12 protein-coding genes are annotated in these 24,747 nt (G+C 74.7%); 6 read left to right on the forward strand and 6 right to left on the reverse strand.

Annotation, left to right across the window (positions count from 1 at the left end):
• The coding region (locus tag IEZ07_RS22570) for a hypothetical protein (RefSeq protein WP_301549337.1) at nucleotides 1-307 on the reverse strand (307 nt) is incomplete at its 3' end.
• Nucleotides 308-1,016: 709 nt separating this feature from the next.
• Entirely contained in the window at nucleotides 1,017-1,343 is a 327-nt protein-coding gene (locus IEZ07_RS22575; protein WP_068901043.1) for a flagellar basal body rod protein FlgB, read from the reverse strand.
• Between the two features lie 439 nt (nucleotides 1,344-1,782).
• Here IEZ07_RS22575 and IEZ07_RS22580 point away from each other — a divergent pair, with 439 nt between their 5' ends.
• Nucleotides 1,783-7,068, forward strand: coding sequence for a diguanylate cyclase (locus tag IEZ07_RS22580; protein WP_191896552.1), 5,286 nt, complete (start codon nucleotides 1,783-1,785; stop codon nucleotides 7,066-7,068).
• Between the two features lie 76 nt (nucleotides 7,069-7,144).
• Here IEZ07_RS22580 and IEZ07_RS22585 read toward each other — a convergent pair whose 3' ends face one another.
• On the reverse strand, nucleotides 7,145-8,077 hold the full coding sequence (locus tag IEZ07_RS22585; protein WP_191896553.1) for a hypothetical protein: 933 nt from the start codon (nucleotides 8,075-8,077) through the stop codon (nucleotides 7,145-7,147).
• A gap of 52 nt (nucleotides 8,078-8,129) precedes the next feature.
• Here IEZ07_RS22585 and IEZ07_RS22590 point away from each other — a divergent pair, with 52 nt between their 5' ends.
• Nucleotides 8,130-8,288, forward strand: a complete 159-nt coding sequence (locus tag IEZ07_RS22590; RefSeq protein ID WP_191896554.1) for a hypothetical protein — start codon at nucleotides 8,130-8,132, stop codon at nucleotides 8,286-8,288.
• Nucleotides 8,289-8,461: 173 nt separating this feature from the next.
• On the forward strand, nucleotides 8,462-8,911 hold the full coding sequence (locus IEZ07_RS22595; RefSeq protein ID WP_191896555.1) for a nitroreductase family deazaflavin-dependent oxidoreductase: 450 nt from the start codon (nucleotides 8,462-8,464) through the stop codon (nucleotides 8,909-8,911).
• Here the strand turns inward: IEZ07_RS22595 and IEZ07_RS22600 are convergent.
• Nucleotides 8,908-9,408 carry an SRPBCC family protein gene (locus IEZ07_RS22600; protein ID WP_191896556.1) on the reverse strand — a complete coding sequence of 167 codons (501 nt, stop codon included), beginning with the start codon at nucleotides 9,406-9,408 and terminating at the stop codon, nucleotides 8,908-8,910. The two genes, IEZ07_RS22595 and IEZ07_RS22600, sit on opposite strands and share 4 nt — an antisense overlap.
• Nucleotides 9,409-9,851: 443 nt before the next feature.
• Here IEZ07_RS22600 and IEZ07_RS22605 point away from each other — a divergent pair, with 443 nt between their 5' ends.
• From IEZ07_RS22605 to IEZ07_RS22615, 3 genes are all read left to right on the forward strand, one after another.
• Nucleotides 9,852-10,526 (forward strand): response regulator, encoded by a 675-nt coding sequence (locus tag IEZ07_RS22605; RefSeq protein WP_191896709.1) that lies wholly within the window; start codon nucleotides 9,852-9,854, stop codon nucleotides 10,524-10,526.
• 7 nt (nucleotides 10,527-10,533) lie between these two features.
• A complete protein-coding gene (locus tag IEZ07_RS22610) occupies nucleotides 10,534-12,039 on the forward strand; it encodes an ATP-binding protein (protein ID WP_191896557.1) in 1,506 nt (501 codons plus the stop codon).
• Between the two features lie 457 nt (nucleotides 12,040-12,496).
• On the forward strand, nucleotides 12,497-13,561 hold the full coding sequence (locus tag IEZ07_RS22615; protein WP_239320540.1) for an LLM class F420-dependent oxidoreductase: 1,065 nt from the start codon (nucleotides 12,497-12,499) through the stop codon (nucleotides 13,559-13,561).
• A 126-nt stretch (nucleotides 13,562-13,687) separates the two neighbouring features.
• Here the strand turns inward: IEZ07_RS22615 and IEZ07_RS22620 are convergent, their stop codons facing one another.
• Both IEZ07_RS22620 and IEZ07_RS35865 read right to left on the reverse strand, forming a co-directional pair.
• Nucleotides 13,688-19,249 carry a type I polyketide synthase gene (locus IEZ07_RS22620; protein WP_191896558.1) on the reverse strand — a complete coding sequence of 1,854 codons (5,562 nt, stop codon included), beginning with the start codon at nucleotides 19,247-19,249 and terminating at the stop codon, nucleotides 13,688-13,690.
• Nucleotides 19,246-24,747, reverse strand: a complete 5,502-nt coding sequence (locus tag IEZ07_RS35865; RefSeq protein WP_301549338.1) for a non-ribosomal peptide synthetase — start codon at nucleotides 24,745-24,747, stop codon at nucleotides 19,246-19,248. The genes IEZ07_RS22620 and IEZ07_RS35865 overlap by 4 nt, the downstream gene beginning before the upstream one ends.

Consider the following 24,747-nt stretch of genomic DNA (forward strand, 5'->3'; position numbering starts at 1 on the left):
GGCGCCAGCGCTCATCGGCGCGGGTGTCGGGCACGGTCAGCGGCGCGTCGGTGATCACGATGTGCCGGCACAGCGTCTGCGACAGGGGCGTCTGCAAGTGGCGCTCGGGACGCGCGGACCCGGCCGCGCTGATGACGACCTCGCGGTCGGCGTCGATCAGCGACACCATCGCCGCCGGCACGTGCAGGCATCCGACCGCCAGCCGGGTCACCCGATCCAGCGGCGGCACCTCCTCGGCTTCCAGCAGGCCGGTGGCGTGCAGCGTGCGCAGCCGCTGGACGTCCTGGATGTGATCTGTTGCCGACACGGATCTCATCTCCCCCGGGATTCGCCGCCCCGCATCCGGTTCCACCTGCCACGTTACGCAGTCACGGGGCGGCAGGCAGAGATCGGCCTCCCGCAAGCGTCCGCCTGGACTCCGGCCCGCACGGCCCGGCGACGGTGAACTCTACGAAGCGTCCCGCCGCCGAAGTCCGGACCGGTTCTCCCCCGCGGTTGGCCGTACAGCGCTGTACGGACGATTCCCCGAACATTCACGTGAGCGTGCACGCAGCACCGCCGGGTCCGCGGGTTCCCGCGGCCGGACCGACCGGCCGTGAGCCCCGAGGCCGGTGGCCCGCCGCGCACCGAGTCGGCGCCCGGCGCACGTGGCTTCCCACTGATCGCGGGTGGTCCGGCGGGCAGCCGCCCGAGAACGGGAGATGGCTACCAGCGACCGGACACTATCCGCCAGATTGGCTGTTATGCCCGATTTTCGGCGGATCCAACGTGCGGGCCGCCCAGCTCTGATCATGGCGTGAGCCGGCGCATGCCGCGGCGAACCCGATGGGCCGCTCGCGCCCCAGCGGCATAGCCGAGGGCCGCGGCGACGACGTGATCTATCGAGTGCCCGGCGGCCCGGGACGGACAGCCGCAGCAGCAGCCGCCTCCCCGCTCGTGCGGCCTCTGGCCTCGTTCCCGGTCAGGTCACCAAACCGCCCGAGACCGCCCGAGGGGATGTCACCGGCGCCGGAGGCTCACCCCTGGCCGCCGATGACCCGGCGGATGCCGTTGTACTTGCCGTCGAGGATGCGCAGCAACATCTGGTAGCGCAGCGTAGTGTCCATGTGGGTGAGAACCTGCTGATCGAGGTTGACGTTGTTGCCGTTGATGCGGGTGGGCTCCAGGGACCGGGCGACACCGGGCCGCACCTGCGCGGGTGAGTCCCCCTTGTCGATCGCGGCACGCAGCTCGCGTTCGAACTGCACCCGCCCGGCCAGGAAACCGGGCGTCTCGATGTTCGCGATGTTGTCCGCGACCACCCTCTGCCGCATGGCCAACCCGTCCAGGGCGACATGGAGCATCTGTACCACTGTGCCGTCGAGCATCGCGTCCTCCAGGGATCGCCACGGCCCCACCTGCGGTGCGGGAGCCTGACCTCGTCCGCCACATCGGCAGCAAGGGGCCGATGCTGAGCGAAACCGCACCCGACGCACGCTCCGGCGTTCACCGTCACGGTGACCACCCGCCCCGCCGACGCCGACCACCTATATGAGACGGCATCCGCGCAGGTCACGTCCTCCCGCCACTCAAGATCACGAGTGTCCGATGGAGGTTCGGCTTATGTACACCCCTTAGCTGGACGTGACCCGCGGCCGCGCACGCGCAGCGGATGATCCTGCCTTCGGAGGAGGACCGGCGGCGGTACGGCTCCGGCCGGAACGGCCGGTGGGCTCTGTCACACCACGCCGCCACCGGCCGTGATTTCTTCAGAAGAAGAGGCGGCCGGCCGATGAGGCGGACATGACTTGGCTGTCGAGCGTGTCGAACGGGGTCACTGCGCCGACGGCGGCGACCCGGAGCATGGCCGCCTTCTGGCACGGGCTCGGGCTGGACGCGGAGCCGGTCGCCGAGCTCGGCCGCGGCGCGCATACGGCGGTGTACCGGATCCGCCGTAACGGCGTGGACTACGCCCTGAAGGTGCTGCAGGGCTCTCCGGCGGACCGGGAGCGGATGGCCGCGTCGTTCAGCCGCGAGGCGGCGCTGCTGGCCCGGGTCGACCATCCCGGAGTGCCGAAGGTGTTCGACGCCGGGATCGCGGCCGGATACCCGTACCTGGTTCAGGAGTTGCTGGAGGGGCGGACGCTCACCGCGCTGCTGGAGGACGCCGCACTCCCGGAGGACCGGGTGGTGGCGCTCGCCGCGGACGGCGCGGTGGCGCTGGCGGCCGCGCACCGTGCCGGGCTGGTGCACCGTGACATCAAACCGGACAACATCGTCATCACCGGTGAGGGCCGCGCCCGGCTGGTCGACTTCGGGCTCGCCGCGGCGGGCGACCGGGTGCTGACCGGGGATGCCGCGGTGGGCACGTTCCACTACAGCGCGCCGGAGCAGACCGGCATGCTCAACCGCCCGGTGGACCGGCGGGCGGACCTGTACGCCTTCGGCGTCGTGCTGTTCCAGGCCGCCACCGGCGTGCTTCCGTTCGTCAGCGGCAACGTCGGCGAGCTGATCGCGATGCACGCCAACCTGCCGGCCCCCGATCCGCGCTCACTGCGCCCGGAGCTGTCGAGCGGGTTCGCCGAGATGATCGGGCGGCTGCTGGCCAAGGACCCGGACGACCGGTTCGCCACCGCCGACGAGCTGCTCACCGTGCTGGCCCGCCTGGCACCGGAGGCCGTTCCGCCCACGCCGCACGCCGCGGCCGGATCGGCACTGGCCGGCCGGTCCGCCGAGCAGGCGGCGCTGGCGGCCCGCTGGGCCCGCGCGCGGGCCGGCACCGGCGGTGTGGTGCTGCTCAGCGGTGCTCCGGGAAGCGGGAAGACCAGCCTCGCCCGTGAGCTCGCGGCGGCGGCGCGGGCGGGCGGCGCACTGGTCATGTCCGGCAAGTGCGATCCGGATTCGTCGCTGCCGCTGGCGGCGCTGCGCGCCGCGGTCGAAGAGCGGATGGGGGCGATCGCGGTGCTCGCGCCCGAGGCGAGAGCCGCAGCCGTGGACCGGCTGCGGGCCGCCGCGGGAGCCGGGGCGAGCCTGCTGCGGTCGCTGTCACCCCTGCTAGGAGTGCTGCTGGACGCGCCGGAGCTGGACGCCGAGGGCCGGCATGAGCAGTTCGCCGGGGCGGTGGCGCTGTTCCTGGCCGCGCTGCCGGGCGAGACGGGCGGCCTGCTGATCCTCGACGACGTGCAGTGGCTCGACGGCTCCAGCCTCGCCGTACTGCGCCGTCTCGCCGAGGAGCTCGCGGACGTGCCGCTCCTGGTGGTGGCCACGGCCCGCGACGACGAGGCCAGCAGCGCCGGCGGTGAGCGGTTCGACGACGCGGTCGGCGCCGCCGTCGATCTGCGGATCCCGGTCGGGCCGCTGGACGACGCGGGTACGGCGGCGCTGATCTCGTCCTACCTGGCCGGCTCGACGGTGGGGCCGGAGGTGGTCGCCGAACTGTCCGCGCGGGGCCGGGGCAACCCCTTCACCATCCTCGAATACCTCCACTCCCTCGTCGACGCCGGCGCGCTGCGTCCGCACTGGGGAGCCTGGCGGCTGGACACCGACCTGCTGCGGGAGATCGACCTGCCGGCCGACGTGCTGGACCTGGTCATCGCACGGATCGACGGGGTGGGCGAGCACGTCCGCTCGGTGCTGGCGGTCGCCGCCGCCATCGGCACCGTCGTGCCGACCGGCCTGCTGGCCGAGGTGATCGGCGCCGAGCCCGCCGTGGCGCTGGCCGAAGCGGCCGAGCACGGCCTGATCCAGCCGCACGCCGACGGGTACGCCTTCGTGCACGACCGGATCCGGGAGGCGCTGCTCGCCGCGGTCGACGCCGACCGGCTGCGGGCGCTGCACCAGCGCATCGCCACCGTCCTGGACTCCGCCGAGCACACCGGCCCCGCCGCGGTGTACGCCACCGCGCGCCACTACGGCGCCGGGGAGACCGATCGCAACCCCGAACGGGTGTTCGCCACCGGATGGGCCGCGGGACGGCTCGCGCTGGCCGAGAACGCCCCGGACACGGCTCTGGCCTTCCTGGAGAGCGCGCAGGACGCGGCGGAGCGGGCCGGCATCGAGCCGGACAGCCGGTTCCGGGAGACGTTCGGGGTCGCGTACTGGTCGACCGGACGCATCGAGCAGGCCCGGCGGCAACTGGAGGCGGGCCTCGCACAGGAGACCGACCCGGTGCGGCGCGCCGCGCTGCTGCTGCAGCTCGCGCACGTGCTGCGGACCGGCTGGGAGCTGGGCAGCGCGGTCGCCCGCGCCCGGCAGGGGCTGGCCGAGCTGGGCGTGCCGGTGCCGGAGAACCCGGTGCTGCTGGGCTTGTCGACGGCCCGGATCATGCTGCGCTGGCTGGTGGCCGGCACCCGCTCCCCCGCGGCCTCGCCGGCCACGGGCGAGACCGCCGAGCGGCTCCTGCTGCGCCTGATGCTGATCCGGGCCGCCGTGGCGGCGGCCTCGATCGACTTCAAACCCGACGTACTGGTCACGTTCACCCTGCAGGCGGAGTCGTTCGCGCACCGCCTCGGAGCGACCAGCGGGTTCGCGAACCACCTGACCATGGTCGGTACGCTCGCCGGCTCGATGAGGCTGGGCAGGCGCCGGGCGCGCATCTACCGGCAGGCGAAGGACCTGGCCACCAGGCTCGGCGATCCGAAAGCGTACGCCAACGCCGTGTGGTTCGACGCGTTCTCGAAGCTGCTCAGCGGAGAGACCCTGATGTACGAGTGGGCCGACGCGGCCGAAACCCAACGGCGCTGGCTGGAGGTGGACTACTACACCAACATCCTGCTCGTGCGCTGCTTCAACCTCGTCCAGCGCGGGTACGCCGCGGACGCCCTCATCTGGCATGACCAGGGCCGCAGCCGGATCTCGCAGGTCGCCGCCGACACGTTTCCCGGCTTCGGCATCCTCGCCGGCATGTCCCACGCGCTACTGGGCGACGCCGGTGACGACGCGTCCGTGTTCGCCGCCCGCTGCGCCGATCCACTCGACCCCGGCCACGCCGTCCAGTTCATCCTCGGCGCGACCCAGATCGCGCTGGAGCGGGACGAACTGGGTGAGCCGTTCGAACAGGCCGCCGCGGCGTTCGAGCGGCTCGCACTGCCGATCTCAGTGATCACCACCGAATACCGCATGGTCTACGCACATCTCGCCTACGGCCGCCTCACCCAGCTGCGGCGCGCGACCGATCCGGCGGCCCGGCGCGAACGCCTGGCGGCGGCCGAGACGGCGGTCCGCGCGTTGGAGCGCGCAGCCGCCAAGACCGCGCCGGGTGCCGGCCCCCTCACTCTGGCCCTGCTGCGCGGCTACGCGACCGTCGCCGCGGCCAGCCTGCTCCAGCTGCGCGGTCGGCCTGAGGAAGCGCTGGCCCGGCTGGCCCGCGACGGAGTGGACCTGGTCCGGCTGGACGCCCCTCTGGTCGAGTACGAGGCGGCGCGGGTCCGCGCCAGGGCGCTGGCCGCACTCGGCGACGACGTCCTCGCCGGACGACAGGCGAACGCGGCGCTCGCGCTGGCCGCGGAGCACCGCTGGGCGCGGCGGGCCCGCTGGGTGCGCAGCGAGTTCGGTCCGGCCCTGGCCGGTTCGCGCGGCACCGTCGGCACCGGCTACGCCGGACACCCCCCGACGTCCGCCACCGACCCGCACCGGCGCAGGCTGGAGGCGCTGCAACAGGTCAGCACCGCCGCCGCCAAGGTGCTCGACCCGCGGCAGCTGGCCCGGGTGGCGCTGGACGAGACGCTGCGCATCCTCGGCGCCGAGCGGGCGATGCTCTTCCTCGCCGACGAGCCGGATGGCCGGCTCCGGCCGGACCTGGGCCGCGACGCCGGCGGAGCGGACCTCGCCGAGCTCACCGGCTACTCGTCCACCCTGGTCGACCGGGTCGCCGCCGACCGCCGGCCGGTGGTGGTCACCGGCAGCGAGGAAGGCGCCGCCCTGGGGTCGCAGAGCGCGGTCGTGTACGGCCTGCGCAGCATCGTGGTCGCACCGCTGGAACTGGAAGAGCGACTCATCGGCGTCGTCTACCTCGACAGCCGGGTCGCCAAGGGCGTCTTCACCGACGCCGACATCGACATCCTCACCGCGGTCACCAGCCACATCGCGGTCTCGCTGGAGACCGCCCGGGCCGCACAGCTGGAACTGGCCGTCCAGGTGGCCAACGAGCAGCGCGACACCGCCGAGCTGCTGCGCGGCTCGATGACCGAGCTCTCCGCGACCTTCGACCCCGGCCGGGTGCTGGAGAAGCTGCTCGACGTTCTCGCCCGGACGCTGCCCGCCGACCGGCTGCACCTGCTGCACCGCGACGGTTCACAGGTGACGGCCCTGCACCGCGGAGCCGGGCGGGGCACCGCGGCCGACCCCTCGGCGCTGCTGACCGCCATGCCCGCCGGGCACGGCGACCTGCGGTCCGCCCCGGCGGCCGTCGCCACCCTGCTGGACGGCGCCGCCGGCTGGCTGGCCGTGCCGATCCGCACCCACGGTCACGGAGACGGCCTGCTGATCGCCGGCTCCGCCGACCCCGACGGCTTCACCCAGACCCACCGCGACGTCACCGCCGCGATCGTCGGGCAGGGCTCCGCCGCCTACGACAGCGCCCGGCTGTTCACCAGGGTGCAGCAGCTGGCGACGACCGACGGGCTGACCGGCGCGTACAACCGCCGGCATTTCGCCACCCTCGCCGCCCCCCAGGTGGAGATCGCCAAACGCAGCTGCCGGCCGCTCGCGGCGATGATGGTCGACATCGACCACTTCAAGCGGATCAACGACACCTACGGGCACGCCACCGGCGACGAGGTGATCCGTGCGGTCGCGCAGGTCCTCCGCGGACACCTCCGGGAGCCCGACGTCTTCTGCCGGTACGGCGGCGAGGAGTTCGCCGCGGTGCTCAGCGAGGTACACGGCGACCCGCTGGAGATCGGCGAACGGCTCCGCGCAGCCGTCGCCGGCCTCGGCGTCCCGGCCGACGGCGACCGCGTGCGGTTCACCGTCAGCATCGGCATCTCCGAACTCAAAATCGACGACACCCTCGACAGCCTGCTCGACCGCGCAGATCAAGCCCTCTACCAGGCAAAACGCTCCGGCCGCAACCGGGTCCAGCCGGGCTGACCGGAGCAGCCGCCGCGCGCCCGCTCCCACGGCCGGGGTCCGGGGCCGGATCCGGCAGGGCGGTGATCGGGCCGACTTACCTGCGGCGCGCCGGGGCGCTCAGCACGTCGCTGAACTCATCGACGGCCAGCCCTCGTCCCGGCTTCGCCCTGGGCGCGACGATCGTCATCGGCTTGTCCCATTTGCGGTACTGCGTGCCCAGGCGCGCCTGATCGATCCGGCCCTCTCCCCACCCTGCGGCCTTGGAGCGCAGGTCCGGGTGCAGGTTGAAGCTCCATACGATCCGATAGGGCCATCCGCGGTCGTCGTACATGTAGGTCCAGTTCACCTCCGAGGTGCCCAAATCCGCGGTTCCCGCAGCCTCACGGAAACTGGGCGAGACACGGTGGAGCTGCTTGAGCGTGATCGTTCCGCTCAGGGTGTATATCCGTTGCCTGCGCCCGCTGGTGTTGTCCTTCAGCCAGGGCGTGACGTCCTTGCTGCTGGCGGCCGCCAGCAGCGTGCGCAGCGTTGCCGGCTCCAGGACGTTGATGAACTGATCGCCGTAAGCGGCGGCGGCTCCGCTGGCACGCCCGATGCGCACCCAGGATGTGGCTCCCGGCGCCAGCTGGTACTGCCAGCCGCCCACGCTGATGAGACGCAGCCTGCCCGCCGCGCGCAGCACGCCGGCGAAGTAGGGGTCGGTGGCCGCCGCCTCCACCATCAGCTGCTTTTCACCACCGATGCTCATGTGCCGGGTGTGCTCTGAGGCGATCACGCCGGCCCGTCCCAGCTTGACCTTGCCGGTGCCCTTGACCTCCATGCCGGTGGTGATGATGGTGGTCCGGCCGTTGCTCAGCTGCACCTGCCGCTCCAGGTCGGTGGAGGTGTCGCCGTAGAACTCCGTTGTTGCGCCGGCCCCGCGGGCCAGCAGGAACCGCAGGCCCGCCACCGGGTCGGGCTCGGCGGTGTGGACCGGGGCGATGGCGGGTGCGCCGGCCAGGATCAGGGCGACGATGAGGGGGTGCATGTCGAACATCCAAGGTGGGGAGTGCAGACGATCTTTCCCGGGTGACTGTAGCGTGCATGCCGAACTCCTCGGCATCCGGATGATCTCCGAGGTGGCGGATTCCGAGGCGGTCTGCGGCCAGGTCGGCGAGGACGCCGACGCACAGCGCGAGCGGGCGGGCGGGCAGGCAGGCAGGCAGGTGCGGGATGATACGGGTCAAGCTCATGAGTGACGACGCCGACCCGGCCACACTCACCGCCGGGGCGGCCCATCCGAAGATCCACATTTGTACACGTTCCTACAGCCCGCAACCCGAGATCCTTGGCAGGATGGCACCCGAAGGGGAACGGCACGAGACATCCGGCCGACGACCCCCGGATCCGGCTCGACAGCGGAGGAGATCCGATGACGCCGCACGACGATGAAGAGGTCACCGACAGCCCGACGGGCTGGGTGGCCGACCACATCCGCACCTACGTCGAGTCAGGCGGCGAGAAGGGCCACCGTTATCAAGGGCTGCCGACGCTGCTGCTCACCACCCGCGGCCGCAGGACCGGGACGCTCCGCCGTACCGCGCTGATCTACGGGCGGGACCGCGACCGCCACCTCCTCGTGGCGTCGAACGGCGGAGCACCCCGGCACCCCGCGTGGTACCTCAACCTGGTCGAACACCCCGACGTCTTCCTCCAGGTGGGCCCGGAGAAGTTCGCCGCCCGGGCCCGCGTCGCGACCGCGGAGGAGAAACCACCGCTGTGGCGGCTGATGGCGTCGGTCTTCCCCCGTTACGACGACTACCGGGCCCGGACCGACCGGGACATCCCTCTGGTGATCCTGGAACGCCTCCCCGAGCTCTAATGCCGGTCCTGGCGGCGGGCGCTCCGGACCCGCCGCAGCAGGCGCACCCACACCGACCAGCGCGCGGGGCGGCGGCTGAGCCGACCGGCCGCGGCACGCTCGGCGTTGTCGAACAGATCCTGCATCAGCGCCTCGTGCAACCAGCGGATCAGCAGCGGCCACAGGATCCTCATGCGCCCCCGGGTGGTGCCGACGATCGTGTGCGTGAGACGGGAGCGATCCGCTCCCTCGGCGGTGATGACGAGCTCGTGATGGCCGTCGAGGCCCAGCTCCGGGTCGAAGGAGAACCGCAGACGACGGCCGGGCTCGTATTCGGTGACGCTGTAGCGGATGGGACCGTGACCGCCGCGCGATCCGGGGGTCAGCCCCGCGTCGAGGACGAGCGGCGGCCAGGACGGGGTGGGCCAGAGACGGTCATCGGCGGTCGACACCCCGTCCAGCAACGCACCGAGCCTGTCCGCCGACGCGTTGACCGACCGCTGCTGGACGTTCCTCATATCGCTCCCCATCCGCCGGTCTCCGGTGGAACCGTACGGTATCAACCGGATCACACAGGAACGCGGGTGCGGTTCAACGGCGGCCCGCGCCGGGATGGGGTCGTCGTCGCGGCGGGCCGCCGTCCGGCCGGTACTCGAAGTGCCGCCGCTCGTCGTCGTAGACGCGGTGGAGGCCGCAGCACGGCGAGCACCGGCGTGACCGCGGCGTACAGCCGGTCCCGAGGCCGAGGCGGGATGGTGCGTGGTTCGTTCATGACGAATTACGATTGGCACCGGATGCGCGCGTCGTCAGCCTCATGTCACCGTTCGCCGACGGCCGCCGCCGTCGGCGCGACCGTGACACGACCATGACACGGCGCGGACCGGGCGGGGACACGGCCGGACGACAGTGGACGGGACCGACCGGCGGACGAGTTACGGAGCGTGCTGTGAAATCCGGGGGCGTGTCGCGGGTGCTGCTGATCGAGGACGACCCGGCCGTTCGGGAGGGCCTCGAGCTGGCCCTGACCCGGCACGGGCACCGGGTGCGCGCGGTGGACTCCGGTGAGCAGGGACTCGACCGGCTGCGTACGGACCTCCCCGACGTCGTCGTGCTCGATCTCATGCTGCCCGGCATCGACGGGTTCGAGGTCTGCCGCCGCATCCGGGCCGCCGGTGAGACACCGATCATCATGCTGACCGCGCGTGGCGACGACATCGACGTGGTGGCCGGACTGGAGGCGGGCGCCGACGACTACGTGGTCAAGCCGGTGCAGCCCCGGGTGCTCGAGGCGCGCATCCGCGCGGTCCTCCGGCGGATCGGCCGGGACCAGGCGGAGCTGGAGCGGCACGGGGACCTGACCATCGACCGGGCCGGGCTGGTGGTCGCCAACCGCGGCGTGCCGGTCGGCCTCGCCCCCACCGAACTGCGCCTGCTGCTCGAGCTCTCCGGCACGCCGGGCCGGGTGCACAGCCGCCAGCAGCTGCTGGAGTCGGTGTGGGAGCACGGGTACTTCGGCGACTCGCGCCTCGTGGACGCATGCGTGCAGCGGCTGCGCGCGAAGATCGAGGACGACTCGGCCGCACCCGTCTACGTGCAGACGGTGCGTGGGTTCGGGTACCGGTTCGGGCCGGTGTGAGCCGCGGGTGGCACCTTGGCCGAGTCTGGGGCTGCGGGCCCGCCTGTCGTCCGCGTTCGCGCTGCTGTGCGTGGTCACCACGGTGGCGGTGGCCGGCGGGATCTACGTCCAGGCCCGCAACGCCATCCTGCAGAGGACCCAGGACGCCGCGGTGCAGGCGATGATGAGCCGCCTGCAGGCGCTCTACCCGCTGCGGAGTCCGGCGCCGGACCGGGCCGAGCTCGGCGGCATCGCCGGCGCCGTGAGCGACGGGAACGTCTTCGCCGTCGCCTTCCACCGCGGCGAGCACTCACCGGCCGGCCCGCCCCCGGAGCGCCCCGGCGCCCCGGTCCCCGGTCCGCCGCCGGAGCACCGGAGGCCGGGCGGCGCGCCGGTCCTGGACCTCGGGGTGATCTCACCGCAGCTGCGGCGGACGGTGGCCGGCGGCGACGTCGCGTGGCAGCGCGTGGTTTGGCGGGACGCCCCCTTCCTGATCATCGGCACGCCGTTGCTGATCACCGAGCGGGACCGGACGACGCGGTCGTCCGGCATCGAGGTCTACGTCGCGCGCAGCCTGCTTCCCGAACAGCGCAGCATCGACGGGCTCGCCGTACGCGCCTGGCTCACCGGCGGGGCGGCCCTGGCGTTCGCGGTCGTCCTGGCGTCGCTGGCCACCCGCGGCGTGCTGCGCCCGGTGCGCGAGCTCGGCCGGGCGGCGCGCCTGCTGGGCGAGGGCGAGCTGCGCACCAGGATCGCGGTCCGCGGCTCCGACGAGCTGGCCGACGTGGCGCGCACGTTCAACACCACCGCGGCGGAGCTGGAACGGCACGTCGAGCAGCTGCGCCAGATGGAGGCCGACGCCCGCCGGTTCGTGGCCGACGTCTCCCACGAGCTGCGCACCCCGCTGGCCGCGCTCGCCGCGGTCGCCGACGTCCTCGACGAGGAGGCGGCCCGGCTGCCCGAACCCGCCGGCAGGGCCGCCAGGCTGGTCAGCCAGGAGACGCTCAACCTCACCGCTCTGGTGAACGACCTCATCGAGATCAGCAGGTTCGACTCCGGCGTCGCGGCCCTCGCCCTGAACGAGGTCGACGTGGCCGAGCTGGTGCACGCGACCCTGCGCGCCCGCGGCTGGTCGGAGGCGGTGCGCACCGAGCTCCCGCCCGGGGTGGCGGCACCGCTGGACCCGCGCCGGGTGGACGTCATCCTCGCGAACCTGGTCGGCAACGCCCTGCGGCACGGCGAGCCGCCGGTGTCGGTACGGCTCTCCGCCGACCCGCACCGGATCGCTCTGGAGGTCAGCGACCACGGGCCGGGCCTCGACGAGACGGTGCTGCCGCACGTGTTCGACCGGTTCTACAAGGCCGGCGCGGCCAGGGCCAGGTCCGAGGGCAGCGGTCTCGGCCTCGCCATCGCGCGGGAGAACGCGCGCCTGCACGGGGGCGACCTCACCGTCACCAACGCCGTGGACGGCGGCGCCGTGTTCACGCTGCGCCTGCCGCGCCGGGCACACGATCCGGACGGGGGCCCCGAGTGAGGACCGGGCCGCCTCGCCGCGTGCTCGCCGCGGGTCTCGTAGCGCTCATCGCGGTGGCCGGCTGCGGCGTGCGGCCCAGCGACGTCATCCCCGCAGGCGACCCGCCGAGCGGACCCGTCGCACCGACCACCGCGGTCACCCTGCCGGGGTCACCGTAGTCGGGGCCGGTCACAAGGCCGGCCCCGGAAGCCGCCCGGGGCGGCGGTGGCGACCTGTCGTCGTACACCGTTGCGCTCGGCCCTTCGGCGGCACCTTTGCCCGGCTGCCCGGGCGAAGATGCGCCACTGCCTTTAGGGGCTGGGTTGTGGGTGGTTCCTGGTCGGGTTTTTCATACCATCTACTTTACAATGTAGATTAAATACTTGCTTCGATCCCATGAGACATCCGGTTTCTCCGCAGATGCCCTGTGCGCGGGGGCCTTCTCCAGAGATGATGCGATCACGGACATGAGGAACCGGTGATCGCGAGAAGCGAGGAGGCGTTCGTGCGTCTGGGATTCAGCATCGGCACCCTGGGGCCTGTCGCGTCCGCTCCCGACGAGCATCTCAAGCTCGTCGCCGAGGCCGAGCGGCTGGGGTACGAGTCCGTCTGGGCCTCCGAGGGGTACGGCGCCGACCCGGCGACGACGCTGGCCTGGCTGGCGGCGGGCACCGAACGCGTGGAGCTCGGCAGCGGGATCATCCAGATATCCGGTCGCACCGCCGTCGCCACCGCCATGGCCGCGGCGACGATCGACCGGCTGTCCGGCGGCCGGTTCCGGCTGGGCCTGGGCACCTCCGGCCCTCAGGTGACGGAGGGCTGGCACGGGCGGCGCTACGAGCGTCCGCTGGCCCACCTACGCGACTACGTCCAGGTGGTGCGGACCGCGCTGGCCGGCGAGCCCGTGCGCCACGCGGGCCCCACCCTCCATCTGCCCCTGCCCGACAGCCGCGGCAAGGCGCTGAGCATGGCCATCGGGCCGGTACGGCGGCCGCTGCCGATCCATCTGGCGGCCATGGGGCCCAAGGCGATCGCCCTCGCCGGTGAGATCGCCGACGGCTGGCTGCCGATCCACTTCCCGCCCGAGCACGTGGCCGAGTCCCTCGGCCGACTGCGCTCGGGGGCGGCCCTGGCCGGGCGCGACCCGGCGGAGATCGCCGTCTCCCCCATGGTGATGGCGATGGTGGACGAGGACGCCGACTACGCCCGCGACGTGGTGCGCCCGATGCTCGCGCTCTATCTGGGCGGCATGGGCAGCAGGGAGGTCAACTTCTACAACCGGCTGGCCCGGCGCCTGGGCTTCGCCGCCGCGGCCGCCCGGGTGCAGGACGCCTACCTCGACGGCGGGATGGGCGAGGCGATGGAGGAGCTGCCCGACGACCTGGTGGACGCGCTGGCGCTGTGCGGCACTCCGGGGCGGGTGCGCGAGCGGCTGGAGGCCTACCGCGAGGCGGGGGCGACGGCCCTCGTCGTCGGGTTGAACGCGCCGACCCTGGACGACCGCCTGGAGCAGCTCGGCTGGCTGGCCGAGCTGAACTCCTGACAGGTGCCCGCGGGTTCCGGGAGGTCGTCTCCCGGAACCTGCAGGCAGCCCGCCGCTCCGGTGAGGGAAGGAGGAAACGGCGGGGAAAGGGCGGACCGGCGGACCGCCCCTCCAGAGCGGGCCGGGTCAGCCCGGCGTGGCGGTCCGGGGCTGGCGGACGATGGCGGCCGGAGCCGCCTCCTTGGCGGCCCCCTTCGCCCGCATCTCCTCGACGAGCGCCGCCATCCCCGTCACCGTGGGGACCTGGAACAGGGTCCGCATGGGGAGCTTCACCCCCGCCTTCTTGCGCAGCAGCGCGATGAGCTGGACCGCGACGAGCGAGTTGCCGCCGAGCTCGAAGAAGTCGTCCTCCACGCCGACCCGTCCCGCGCCGAGCACCTCGCCCCAGAGCCCCGCCAGCATGCTCTCGGTCTCGTTGCGGGGCGCGACGTAGCCGTCCGCGCTCCCCCCGCCGCCGTCCGCCGCCAGGTCCAGCTCCTCGGCCACGGTCTCCTGGGTGAGCTCGCGCACGCCCGCCACGAACTCCGCCAGCGCGGTCGCGTTGACGACCGTCTGGGGTCCCAGGTCCGCGGCGAGCAGCCGCCGGAAGGCGTCCGCGCCGCCCGCGGGCGAGATGCCGCGCTGTGCCCCCTCCAGGTCCACGCCCGCCCCGGCCGCCGCGGACTCCTCGGCCACGACGGGCTGCTCCGCCGTCTGCCGGGCGCCCTCCCCGACGGTGGCGGCGACCGCGCCGGTGTCGACCCGGCGGAGCACGAAGTCGGAGACGTCGGCCAGGACGCGGCCGTCGTCCCCGTAGAGCGTCAGGTCGACGGAGACGATCTCCCCTCCCCCGGTGTCCCGGTGCCTGGCGTGGCTCCAGACCCGCTCCTGCAGCGGTGCGTGCACGGTGATCCTGCCGTAGCCCAGCGGCAGGTAGCTGTGCTCGCCCGCGGCGCTGACGAACGCGGTCGCCTCGTCGAGCAGGGCCGGGTGGAGCCCGAAGCGGCCGAGCTCCGCGGCGACCTCGGGCGCCGCCTCCAGCAGGGCGAGCTCCTCCTCCTGCCCCAGGTGCACCGCGCGCAGGCTCCGCCAGCGGGGTCCGAAGGCGACCAGGCCGGACGCGGAGGCGAACATGTCCGCCGCTTCGCCGCGGGAGCCGTACGAGCACCGGTCCCGCAGCTCGGCCAGGTCCGCGGCCTGCGCGTCCGCGGGCACCCACGCCGCGCCGCCTCTGGCGTGCTGCCTGGTCGTCCCGCCGACGACGCTGACCACCTCGAAGTCCACGCCGTCCCCCCCGGGCGAGAACAGCACCCGCAGCTCGGCCGAGGCGCCCTCGGCGACCGCCAGCGGCGCCACGAAGGCGACGTCGCGCAGCTCGACGGCGTGACCGGGCCCCGGAGCGGGCACGGTCGCCTCGAAGGCGTGGCGGACCGTCTCCAGGTAGCCGGTGCCGGGCAGCACCGGCTCCCCGGCGACGCGGTGCTCGGCCAGCAGCCAGTGGGTGTCCGGGGAGACCGTCCCGGAGGTCCAGGGCAGCCGGTCGGCGGAGTCGTGCCGGTGGGTGAGCACGGGATGGTCCAGCGGGCTGACCCGGTCGCCGCGCTGCAGCGCCCGGAAGGCCACCGGCGCGGCGACCTCGGCGGCCATGCCGACCTCCAGCCAGGCGCCCCAGTTGACCGAGACCACCCGTCCGGGCCAGGTCTGCGCGTAGGCGTCGAGGAAGTTGTTGGCGGCGCAGTAGTCGACCTGGCCGAACCCGCCGGCCACCGCGGTCACCGAGGAGCACAGCAGCACGAAGTCCGGCTCCAGGTCGCCGAACGCCTCGCGGAGCGCGATGGTGCCGGCCAGTTTGGGGGCCATCACCCGTTCGGCCTCCGCGCGCTCCTTGACCTCGGCCATGCCGCCGCCGGGCAGGCCGGCGGCGTGCACGATCCCGTCGATCCGGCCGAACCGCGCGAGCGCCTCGTCGCGGGCGCGCCGCACGCTCGCCGGATCGGTCACGTCGGTGGCCAGCACGAGCACCTCGGCACCCGCCTCCTCCATCCGGCGGACCGCCGCGACGGCCCGGGCGGTCCGGTCCGTCCCGCCGGCGAGCGCCTCCCACTCCTGCCGCGGGGGCAGCCCCGAGCGGCCGAGCAGGACCAGCCGGGCCCGCACCCGCCGGGCCAGGTCCTCGGCCAGGGTGAGGCCGATCCCGCCGAGGCCGCCGGTGACGAGGTAGACGCCGCCCTCACGCAGCCCTTCCGGCGCACCGTCGCGGGGGGCCGGGGCGGCCACCGGGACGGGCTCGTACCCCCGCACCCAGCGCCGCCCGGACCGCAGCACCACCGGGGAGGGCGGCGTCCCCTCCTCGGGGGCGTCGAGCCGCGGGTCCCGGGCGAGCTCGGCCAGCACGGGACCGAAGCCGTACGGCACCGCCCCGGTTCCGGCGGGCTCCCCCGCCGCCCCCGCTGCCATCTCCGTGGTCTCCGCTGCGGCCTCCAGGTCGATGTGGCGGACCGACAGCCAGGGCGCCTCCAGGGGGACGACCTTGGCGATCCCGGCCACCGTCGCGTGCTCGGGGCGGCGCAGGTCGGGACCGAGCACGCCCTGCGTGCCCGCGGTCAGCACGTCCAGGTGCACCGCGGACTCCCGCTCGGCCGCCGCCAGCGCCTGGACGAGGGTGAGCAGGCTGAAAAAGCCGAGGTCCTGGGCGGCCAGCGTGCCGGCCGCGTCGCGGGCGGGCGGGCCGTCGAGCGCCCAGGCGTGGACGATCCGCTCCGGCACCCCGACCTCGGCGATCAGGGCCTCGTAGTCCTCCCGGGCACCGGGCCGGACCGTGATCCCGCCGTCGGCCGTGCGGCCGTACCGCTCTCCGGCGGCGACGGTCAGCACCTGCGTCCCGGCCGCGCGCAGCGCCGCCGTGAGCGGGGCGGCGGACGGGCCGGCGAAGACGAGGCAGCGCTCCGGCGCGGGCGCGCCGGATACGGGGACGGGATCCTGCCGCCAGGCGGGCAGGCTGAACCACTCCTCGACGGGGAGCGCGCCGGTGCGTGGCGGGACCGGGTAGATCAGCTGCGGGTCGGGCAGGATCGGCACCCAGTGGTGGGAGCGTTCGAAGGGGTAGCCCGGCAGCGGGACGCGGCGCCCGGGTGCGCCCGCGGCGTCCGGGTCGATCGCGACGCCCGAGGCCCACAGGGCCCCGGCCGCGGCGTGGAGCACCTCCGCGTCCGGCTTGGGGTCCGCGGGGCCGGGCAGGCTCGCCAGCGGCGCCGGGGCGCCGGAGGGCAGCTGGGTCCTGGCCAGGCCGGCCAGCTGGCGGCCGGGGCCGCACTCGACGAGCCGCCACTCCCCCTCCGCCAGGAGGGTCGCCACGCAGTCGCCGAACCTGACCGCCTCCCGCAGGTGGCGGGTCCAGTAGGCGGGGTCGGTCGCGTCCTCGGCGGTGATCCACGTCCCGGTGACGTTCGACAGGAAGGGCAGGGCGGGGGCGTTGCGCGGGGTCGAGGCGACGACCTCGTGGAACTCCGCGAGGACGGGGTCCATCATGGCCGAGTGGAAGGCGTGCGAGGTGCGCAGCACCGTGCCTCCGACCCCCTGCCCGGCCAGCCGCGCGCCGTACTCCTCGACCAGGCCGGTGGGCCCGGCCACGACGCAGGTGCCCGGCCCGTTGACGGTCGCGATCGACAGCCCGTCCGGCAGGTCCTGGCGGACCTCCGCCTCGTCCAGGCGGAGCGCGAGCATCGAGCCCGGCGGCATGCTCTGCATGAGCCTGCCCCGGGCGGCGACCACGTGCAGCGCGCCGGGCAGGTCGAAGACCCCGGCCACGGTCGCCGCGACGTACTCGCCGATGCTGTGGCCGATCATCGCGGCCGGTTCGACGCCCCAGGAGCGCCAGAGGCGGGCCAGCGCGTACTCGACGGTGAACAGCGCGGGCTGGGTGAGCGCGGTCTGCCGGAGCCGCTCGTCGGCGGCCTCCCGCTCGCCGTCGCCGGGGAAGAGCAGGTCCCGCAGGTCGAGGCCGAGCTCGGCGCGGAGGATCTCGGCGCACTCGTCGACGGCCTGGCGGAAGACCTCCTCGGTCCGGTAGAGGCCGGACCCCATCCCGGCGTACTGCGCGCCCTGGCCGGGCAGCAGCCACGCCACCCGCGGCGCCGTGCCCGCCGCGCCCCTGACCAGGCGGCGGGGGTCGGTGAGCGCGCGGGCCGCGTCCTCGGTGTCGGTGGCGACGACGACCGCCCGGTGCTTCATCTCCTTGCGCCCGGTGCGCAGCGTGAAGGCCACGTCCGCCAGGTCGAGGTCGGCCGCGCCGGTCAGCCGGTCGGCGAGCCTGCCCGCCATGGCGTCCAGCGCAGCCGGGGTGCGGGCCGACAGCCGCAGGAGGTGGACCGGGCGGTCCTCGCGGGGGGCGGGCGGGACCGCCGGCGCCTGCTCGAGTACGGCGTGCGCGTTGGTGCCGCCGATGCCGAAGGAGCTGACCCCGGCCCTGCGCGGCAGGTCGCCGGTCTCCCACTTGGTCAGAGCGGACACGACATGGAAGGGGTTCTCGCCGAAGCCGATGCGGGGGTTGGGGCTGGTGTAGTTGAGGCTCGGCGGGATCATGCCGTGCTCGATCGACAGGACCGTCTTGATGAACCCGGCGATGCCCGCGGCGGGGCCGAGGTGCCCGATGTTGGTCTTGACCGAGCCGATCCCGCACCAGCCGGTCTCGGCGGTGTCCCTGCCGAACACGCTCGACAGCGCGGCCACCTCGATCGGGTCGCCCAGGGAGGTGCCGGTGCCGTGCGCCTCGACGTAGGTGACGGTGCGCGGGTCGACGCCGGCCAGGTCGAGGGCCTGGGAGACCGCGACGGCCTGCCCCTCGACGCTCGGCGCCGAGAAGCCGACCTTGGTGGCGCCGTCGTTGTTGATGGCGTTGCCGATCACGATCGCCCGGACGTGGTCGCCGTCGGCGAGGGCGTCCGACAGCCGCTTGAGCACGGCGATGCCCCCGCCGCCGCCCCAGATGGTGCCCGCGGCGGAGGCGTCGAACGCCCTGCAGTGCCCGTCCGGGGCGTAGATGCCGTCCTGGTGGTACTGGTAGCCCCACTCGGGCGGCATCTCGATCGACACGCCGCCACTGAGCGCCATGTCGCACTCGCCGGACCGCAGCGCCTCGCAGGCCGTGTGGATGGCGACCAGCGAGGACGAGCAGGCGGTGTGCAGGGTGAGGCTGGGGCCGCGCAGGTCGAGCTTGTAGGACACCAGCGTCGACAGGTAGTCCGGGTGGTTGCCGGTGTAGATGGCGAGGTTGCCGACGGAGGCGTGCGTCCTGCGGTCCCTGCGGATGAACATCCACTGGTACTCGTCGGAGCCGATCGCCCCGTAGACGCCGACCTCTCCCGGGTAGCGCGCGGGGTCGTAGCCGGCGTCCTCCAGGGCGCTGTGCGACAGCTCCAGGAACATCCGCTGCTGCGGGTCGCGCAGCTGCGCCTCGCGGGGGGACATGCCGAAGAAGGCGGCGTCCAGGGCGCCGTAGTCGTCGGCGATGGACGCCGCGCGCACGAAGTTCGGGTCGTCGAGCAGATAGTCGGGCACGCCGAGCGCGGCCTGCTCCTCCCGGGTGTAGAACCTGACCGACTCCACTCCGTCGACGAGGTTGCGCCAGAACGACGGGACGTCCGGAGCCCCCGGCATCCGGCACGCGAGCCCGACCACCGCGATCGGCTCGACCGCGTATTCCTCGGTCATTCCTCATTCTCCTGTCTTCCGGCCGGGTGGGGCCGGCGGGATGGTGCCCTGCGGGACGGGGTCCGGACCTGCCTGGCGGCGATCCGCCGGGAGGCGCGTTCCGGACCCGGGGTGCGCCCGGCGCCGTCGAGGTGGGCGGCGAGGGAGCGGACCGTGGGGAAGCGGAAGAGGTCCACGATGGGGACGGCGCGGCCGAGCAGCGCGGCGAGCCGGGCCTGGACCTCGGCGGTGGCGAGCGAGTGCCCGCCGATCTCGAAGAAGTTCTCTCCGGCGGAGATCCTCGGCAGGCCGAGGACCTCCCGCCACACCCCGGCGACGAGCCGCTCCGTCGCGCCGGACGGCTCGTCGGCGCGCGTGCCGGCCGGGCGGGGCGCGGGTTCAGGCAGCGCGGCCCGGTCGACCTTCCCGTTCGGGGTGAGGGGCAGCGCGGGCAGCAGGACCACCTCGGCGGGGACGGCGTGGGCGGGCAGCCGGTCGCCCAGGTGCCGCCGGAGGGCGGCCGGGCGGACCCCCGCCCCCGCGGGGACGGCGTAGGCGCGCAGCACCGGTCCGCCCGGCCGGTCGGCGACCGCCGCCGCCGCTGCCCGGACGTCCGGGTGCTCCATGAGCACGCCCTCGATCTCGCCGAGCTCGACCCGGTGGCCGCGGATCTTCACCTGGCCGTCGGCCCGCCCGGCGAGCACGACCCGTCCGGCGGGATCGTAGCGGCCCAGGTCGCCCGTCCGGTACCGGCCCGTCTCGCCGTCCCCCTCCAGGGTGAAGCGCTCCTCGGTGAGCCGCTCGTCGAGGTAGCCCTCGGCCAGCCGCCGGCTGCGGACCACCACTTCGCCCAGCTCCCCCACCGCGGCCGGCAGCCCGTTCCCGGCGAGTACGAGCAGTTCCGCGCCGGCGATCCCGTGACCGACCGGGACGGCGTCGCCGCGGTCGTCCCGGCCGCCGTGACCCGCCCGGCCACCGGGGTCCGCCTGTTCCGCCCGGCCGCCGTGATCCGTCTGCTCCGCCCGGCCGCGGCGGTCTCCGCCGGTGATCTCGTATACCGCCTGGACCTGGGGCGTCTCGGTGGTGCCGTAGGCGTTCAGCAGGCGCGCGCCGGGCGCGACCTCCCGGAACCGGGCGGCCTGTGCCCAGGTGAGCCGGTCTCCGCCGAGCAGGACCAGCCGCAGGTCCGGCAGCGGCACCCCGGCGGCGGCCACGAGCACGGCCAGCTGCGGGGTGAGGTGGGCGACGGTGACGGCGCGGTCCCGCAGCCAGGCGGCCAGGCGGGCGGGGTCGCGGATGTCGTCCTGGTCGGGCACGTGCAGCGTGCCTCCCAGGACGAGCGGGGTGAAGGCATCGCGGAGCAGGGGGTCGTGCGCGAGCCCGGCGAGCAGGGCGAACCGGTCCCGCCCGGTCAGGCCGTACGTTCCGGGGTACCAGTCGAGGAATCGCGCGAGCGGTCCTTCCGCCGCCCGCACGGGTTTGGGGTCGCCCGTGCTGCCGGAGGTGAAGGAGAGGTAGCCGCGTTCTCCGGCCGGTGCGACCGGCCCGGGGTACGGTCCCGTCTCCTGGTCGCGGCCCCCTCCTGAGAGGGTCTCCGCACCGGCCTCTCCGGGGAGCGCCTCCGTGCAGGCCTCTCCCGGGGGAAGGGGCCGCACCGGTGGAAGGCCGGCCAGGTCGGGCGGCGGGACCGTGCCGGGGCAGCACAGCAGCGCACGCGCGTCCACGGCGGCCGCCTGGGCGGCCAGCCGGGCGGGCGGGAGGGACAGGTCGAGCACGGCCCAGCGGGCTCCGGCGGCCAGCACTCCGAGCAGCAGGGCGGGCAGCTCGACCCGGCGGGCGGCCAGGACCGCGACGGCCTGTCCGGGACCCGCCGCGGCGGCGGTCGCGGCGGCGGTCCGTGTCACCAGGGCGGCCAGCTCGCCGTAGGTCAGCTCGCCCCCGGCTCCGGTGACCGCGATCCTGCCGGGGTGCTCGGCCGCCCTGGCCAGGACGCGTTCCACCAGGCCGCCGGCGGCCGGGCCGGGCGGCGCTCCGGCGAACACGGCGGCCGCGGCGGGCCGGGCTCTCGCGGACACGACGGTCGCGGTCCCGGGCAGCGGGGCGCCGGGAGGGCGCATCGACGCGAGCCGTACGGGCGGTTCCGGGGCGGCGACCAGCTCGCCGAGCAGGTGGACGTATCCGGCCAGCAGCGCCTCGATCCGCCCGGCGTGGAACAGCCGGGGGTTGTACACGGCCTGGAAGACGTAGCGGCCGCCGCGCTCGCCGACGTAGAGGGTCAGGTCGAACAGGGAGCCGGGCAGCCCGGGCGGGAGCGGGCGGGCGCTCACCCCCGGCAGGTCCAGGCGGGGCTCGGTGAAGTCGTACATGTTGAACAGGACCTGGATCAGCGGGTTGCGCGACAGGTCGCGTCCTGCGCCCAGTCTCTCCACGAGGCGTTCCAGCCGGACGTCGAGGTGGGCGAAGGCGCGGGACAGCTCCTGCTGGCACGCGGTGACGTGGCCGGCGAACCCCGCCTCGTCCGTCACGGCCAGCCGTACCGGGACGACCTGCACGAGGCAGCCGACCAGCGGCTCGAACGCCGGGTCGCGGCGGTCGGCGACCGGTGTCCCGACGATCATCTCGGACTGCCCGGTGAGCCTCCTCATGACCTGGGCGAACGCGGAGAGCATCACGGCGTACGGCGTCGCGCCCAGCCGGGCGGCGAGCGCGCGGACCCCGGCGCCGGTCTCCGCGTCCGCCTCGGCCCGGGCGGCGGCTCCCTCGAAGGTCTGCACGGCGGGGCGCGGCAGGTCGCGCGGCAGGTCCAGTACGGCGGGCGCCCCGCCGAGCTGCTCCACCCGCCGCTCCAGGGCCGCGGTGTCCTCGCGCACGGCGAGCCAGGCCGCGTACCCGGCGAAGGAGGCGGGGAGCGGGGCCGGGGGGTCGCCCCGGTAGGCGCGTGCGATGTCGTCGTAGAGGACGTCCTGCGACCAGCCGTCGAACACGATGTGGTGCGCCGTGACGGCCAGTACGTGGTCGCCGGGTGCCAGCCGGAGCAGCCGCGCCCGCCACAGCGGTCCCGCCGCGAGGTCGAAGGGCGTGCGGGCCTCCTCCTCCAGCCATGCCCGGACCCGCTCCGGGAGGTCACCGTCCGCCCGTGCCCGCTCCGGGAGGTCACCGTCCGCCCGTGCCCGCTCCGGGAGATCTCCGTCCGCCCGTGCCCCGGCCGGGGCCTCCGGTGCGGCGCCGTCCGCCTCCGGTGCCCGGCCGGCCCCGTCCGGGAAGGGCCCTGGGAAGGGCCCTGGGAAGGGCCCTGGGAAGGGCTCCGCCGTTCCGGAGTCGACCGGGAGCGCGACCTCCCCCACCGGGTCGACGACCACGCGCGGCACGCCCCCGGCCTCCTCGATCCGCCAGCGGAGCACCTCGTGCCTGGCGGAGACCGCCGACAGCGCCGCGCGCAGGGCTCCGGTGTCGAGCGGGCCGGTCAGCCGCTGCGCCATGGCGATGTTGTGCACCGGCGTGCCCGGGGCCAGGCGCTCCACGAACCACATCCGCCGCTGCGCGGCGGTGAGCGCGGGAGCGGCGGCCGCGACGGGCGCGTCCTCGATCGGCGGGGCCTGCCCGGCCCGCAGGGCGAGGCCCTCCACCGTGCGGCCGGCCAGGACGTCCTCGACGGCGATCTCCCTGCGCAGCTCGGCCCGGAGCCCGGCCACCAGGTGCATGGCGAGCAGGGAGTGGCCGCCCGAAGTGAAGAAGTCGTCGTCGAGGCCCGGTTCGGGCACCTCGAACGTCCTCGACCAGACGGCGGCGACGGCCCGCTCCACCGCGTCCCGGGGAACCCGCCGTCCCCCGGAGGGGGTCTCCCGCGAAGCCGCCGGGCCCGTCCCGGCGGGCAGGCCGTCCTCGTGCCCGCGGGGGTCTTCGCCCCGGACCTGCCCGCGGGGGTCCTCACCGCGGGAGCGCGGGCGGGGTTCCCCACCGTGGGCCTGTCCCCGGAGGTCCTCACCGTGGGAGCGCAGGCGAGCGAGATCCACCTTGCCCGCCACGGTCAGCGGCAGCGACGGCAGGCGGACGACCCGGGTGGGGACCATGTAGACCGGGAGCCTGGCCAGGCAGTGGTCGCGGACCCCGTCCGGGCCGGGGGCGGACTCGGGGGCCAGGTAGGCGGTGAGCTCGGCCAGCCCGCCGGGCCCGGAGTCCAGGTCGACCACCGCGTGGCCGACGTCCGGGTGGGCGCGGAGCACCGACTCGATCTCCCCGATCTCCACCCGCTGCCCCTGCACCTTGACCTGGCGGTCCAGCCGGCCGAGGAAGCCGATCCGGCCGTCGGCCTCCAGCACCGCCCGGTCGCCCGTGCGGTAGAGGCGGGAGCCGGGCGGGCCGTAGGGGTCGGCGACGAAGCGCTCGGCCGTCAGAGCGGGCCGGCCGAGGTAGCCCCGGGCGAGCTGGGGGCCTGCGATGCACAGCTCGCCCGGCGTGCCCGGCGGGCAGGGGGCGAGCCGGTCGTCGAGGATCCGGGCGGTGCACCCGGGCAGCGCGTGGCCGATCGGCAGCGGCCGGTCCCAGCTGCCGGTCAGCTCGCCGCCGACCACGCAGACCGTGGTCTCGGTGGGGCCGTACCAGTTGTGGAAGCGCCGGACTCCCGGGCGCGACCAGCGGGCCACCTGCTCGGGACCGGCCGGCTCCCCGGCGGTGAGCAGGTCGCGCAGCAGAGGCAGCCGGTCCGGGTCGAGCAGCGGGAGCAGCGCGGGCGGGATGGTCCCCCAGGTGACCTCGTGGTGTTCCAGGAAGCGCTGCAGCCGCGCCGGATCGGTCCGGTCGCCGTCGGGGACGAACATCACCGAACCGCCCCTGGCCAGCGGGGCGAACACGTCGAGGACGGACACGTCGAAGCCGAGCGCGGCGAAGCCGATGCTGCGGCAGCCGGAGTCGAGGCCGAACAGCTCGCCGGCCATGGTGACGAAGGAGACGGCGGCGGCGTGGCCGACCACGACGCCCTTGGGCCGCCCGGTGGATCCGGAGGTGTACAGGACGTAGGCCGCCTGATCGGGACGGGCCGGGCTCGGCGGGACGGGCGTCTCCGCCGGTCGGGCCGCGGGCCCCCGCCGGGCGCCGCCGTCCCCGGGCCGTCCGGGCGGCTCCTCCGCGGCCGTTTCGGCGCGCGGTCCCGTCAGCCGCACCGGGGCCCCGGCGAGCAGCTCGCGCCCGGTGTCGTCGGCGACGACCGTGCCGATGCCGGCGTCCTCGATGATCGTGCGCAGTCTGGCGGGCGGGTGCGAGGGGTCCAGCGGCACGTAGGCCCCGCCCGCCATCATGATTCCCAGTACCGAGACCAGCAGGTCGGGCGTGCGGCGGCCGCAGACGCCGACCCGGGTCTCCGGCCGGACGCCCGCCGCGCGCAGCCGGTCGGCCAGCGCGCCCGCGGCGCCGACCAGCTCACCGTAGGTCAGCGTCCGGTCCCACTGCCGGACCGCCGTCGCGCCCGGCGTGCGCGCGGCCTGCCCCATGACGAGATCGTGCAGGGACCGCACCGAGGTCAT

The sequence above is a fragment of the Planomonospora parontospora genome (genome assembly GCA_014647935.1).
Classification (GTDB): Bacteria; Actinomycetota; Actinomycetes; order Streptosporangiales; family Streptosporangiaceae; genus Planomonospora; species Planomonospora parontospora.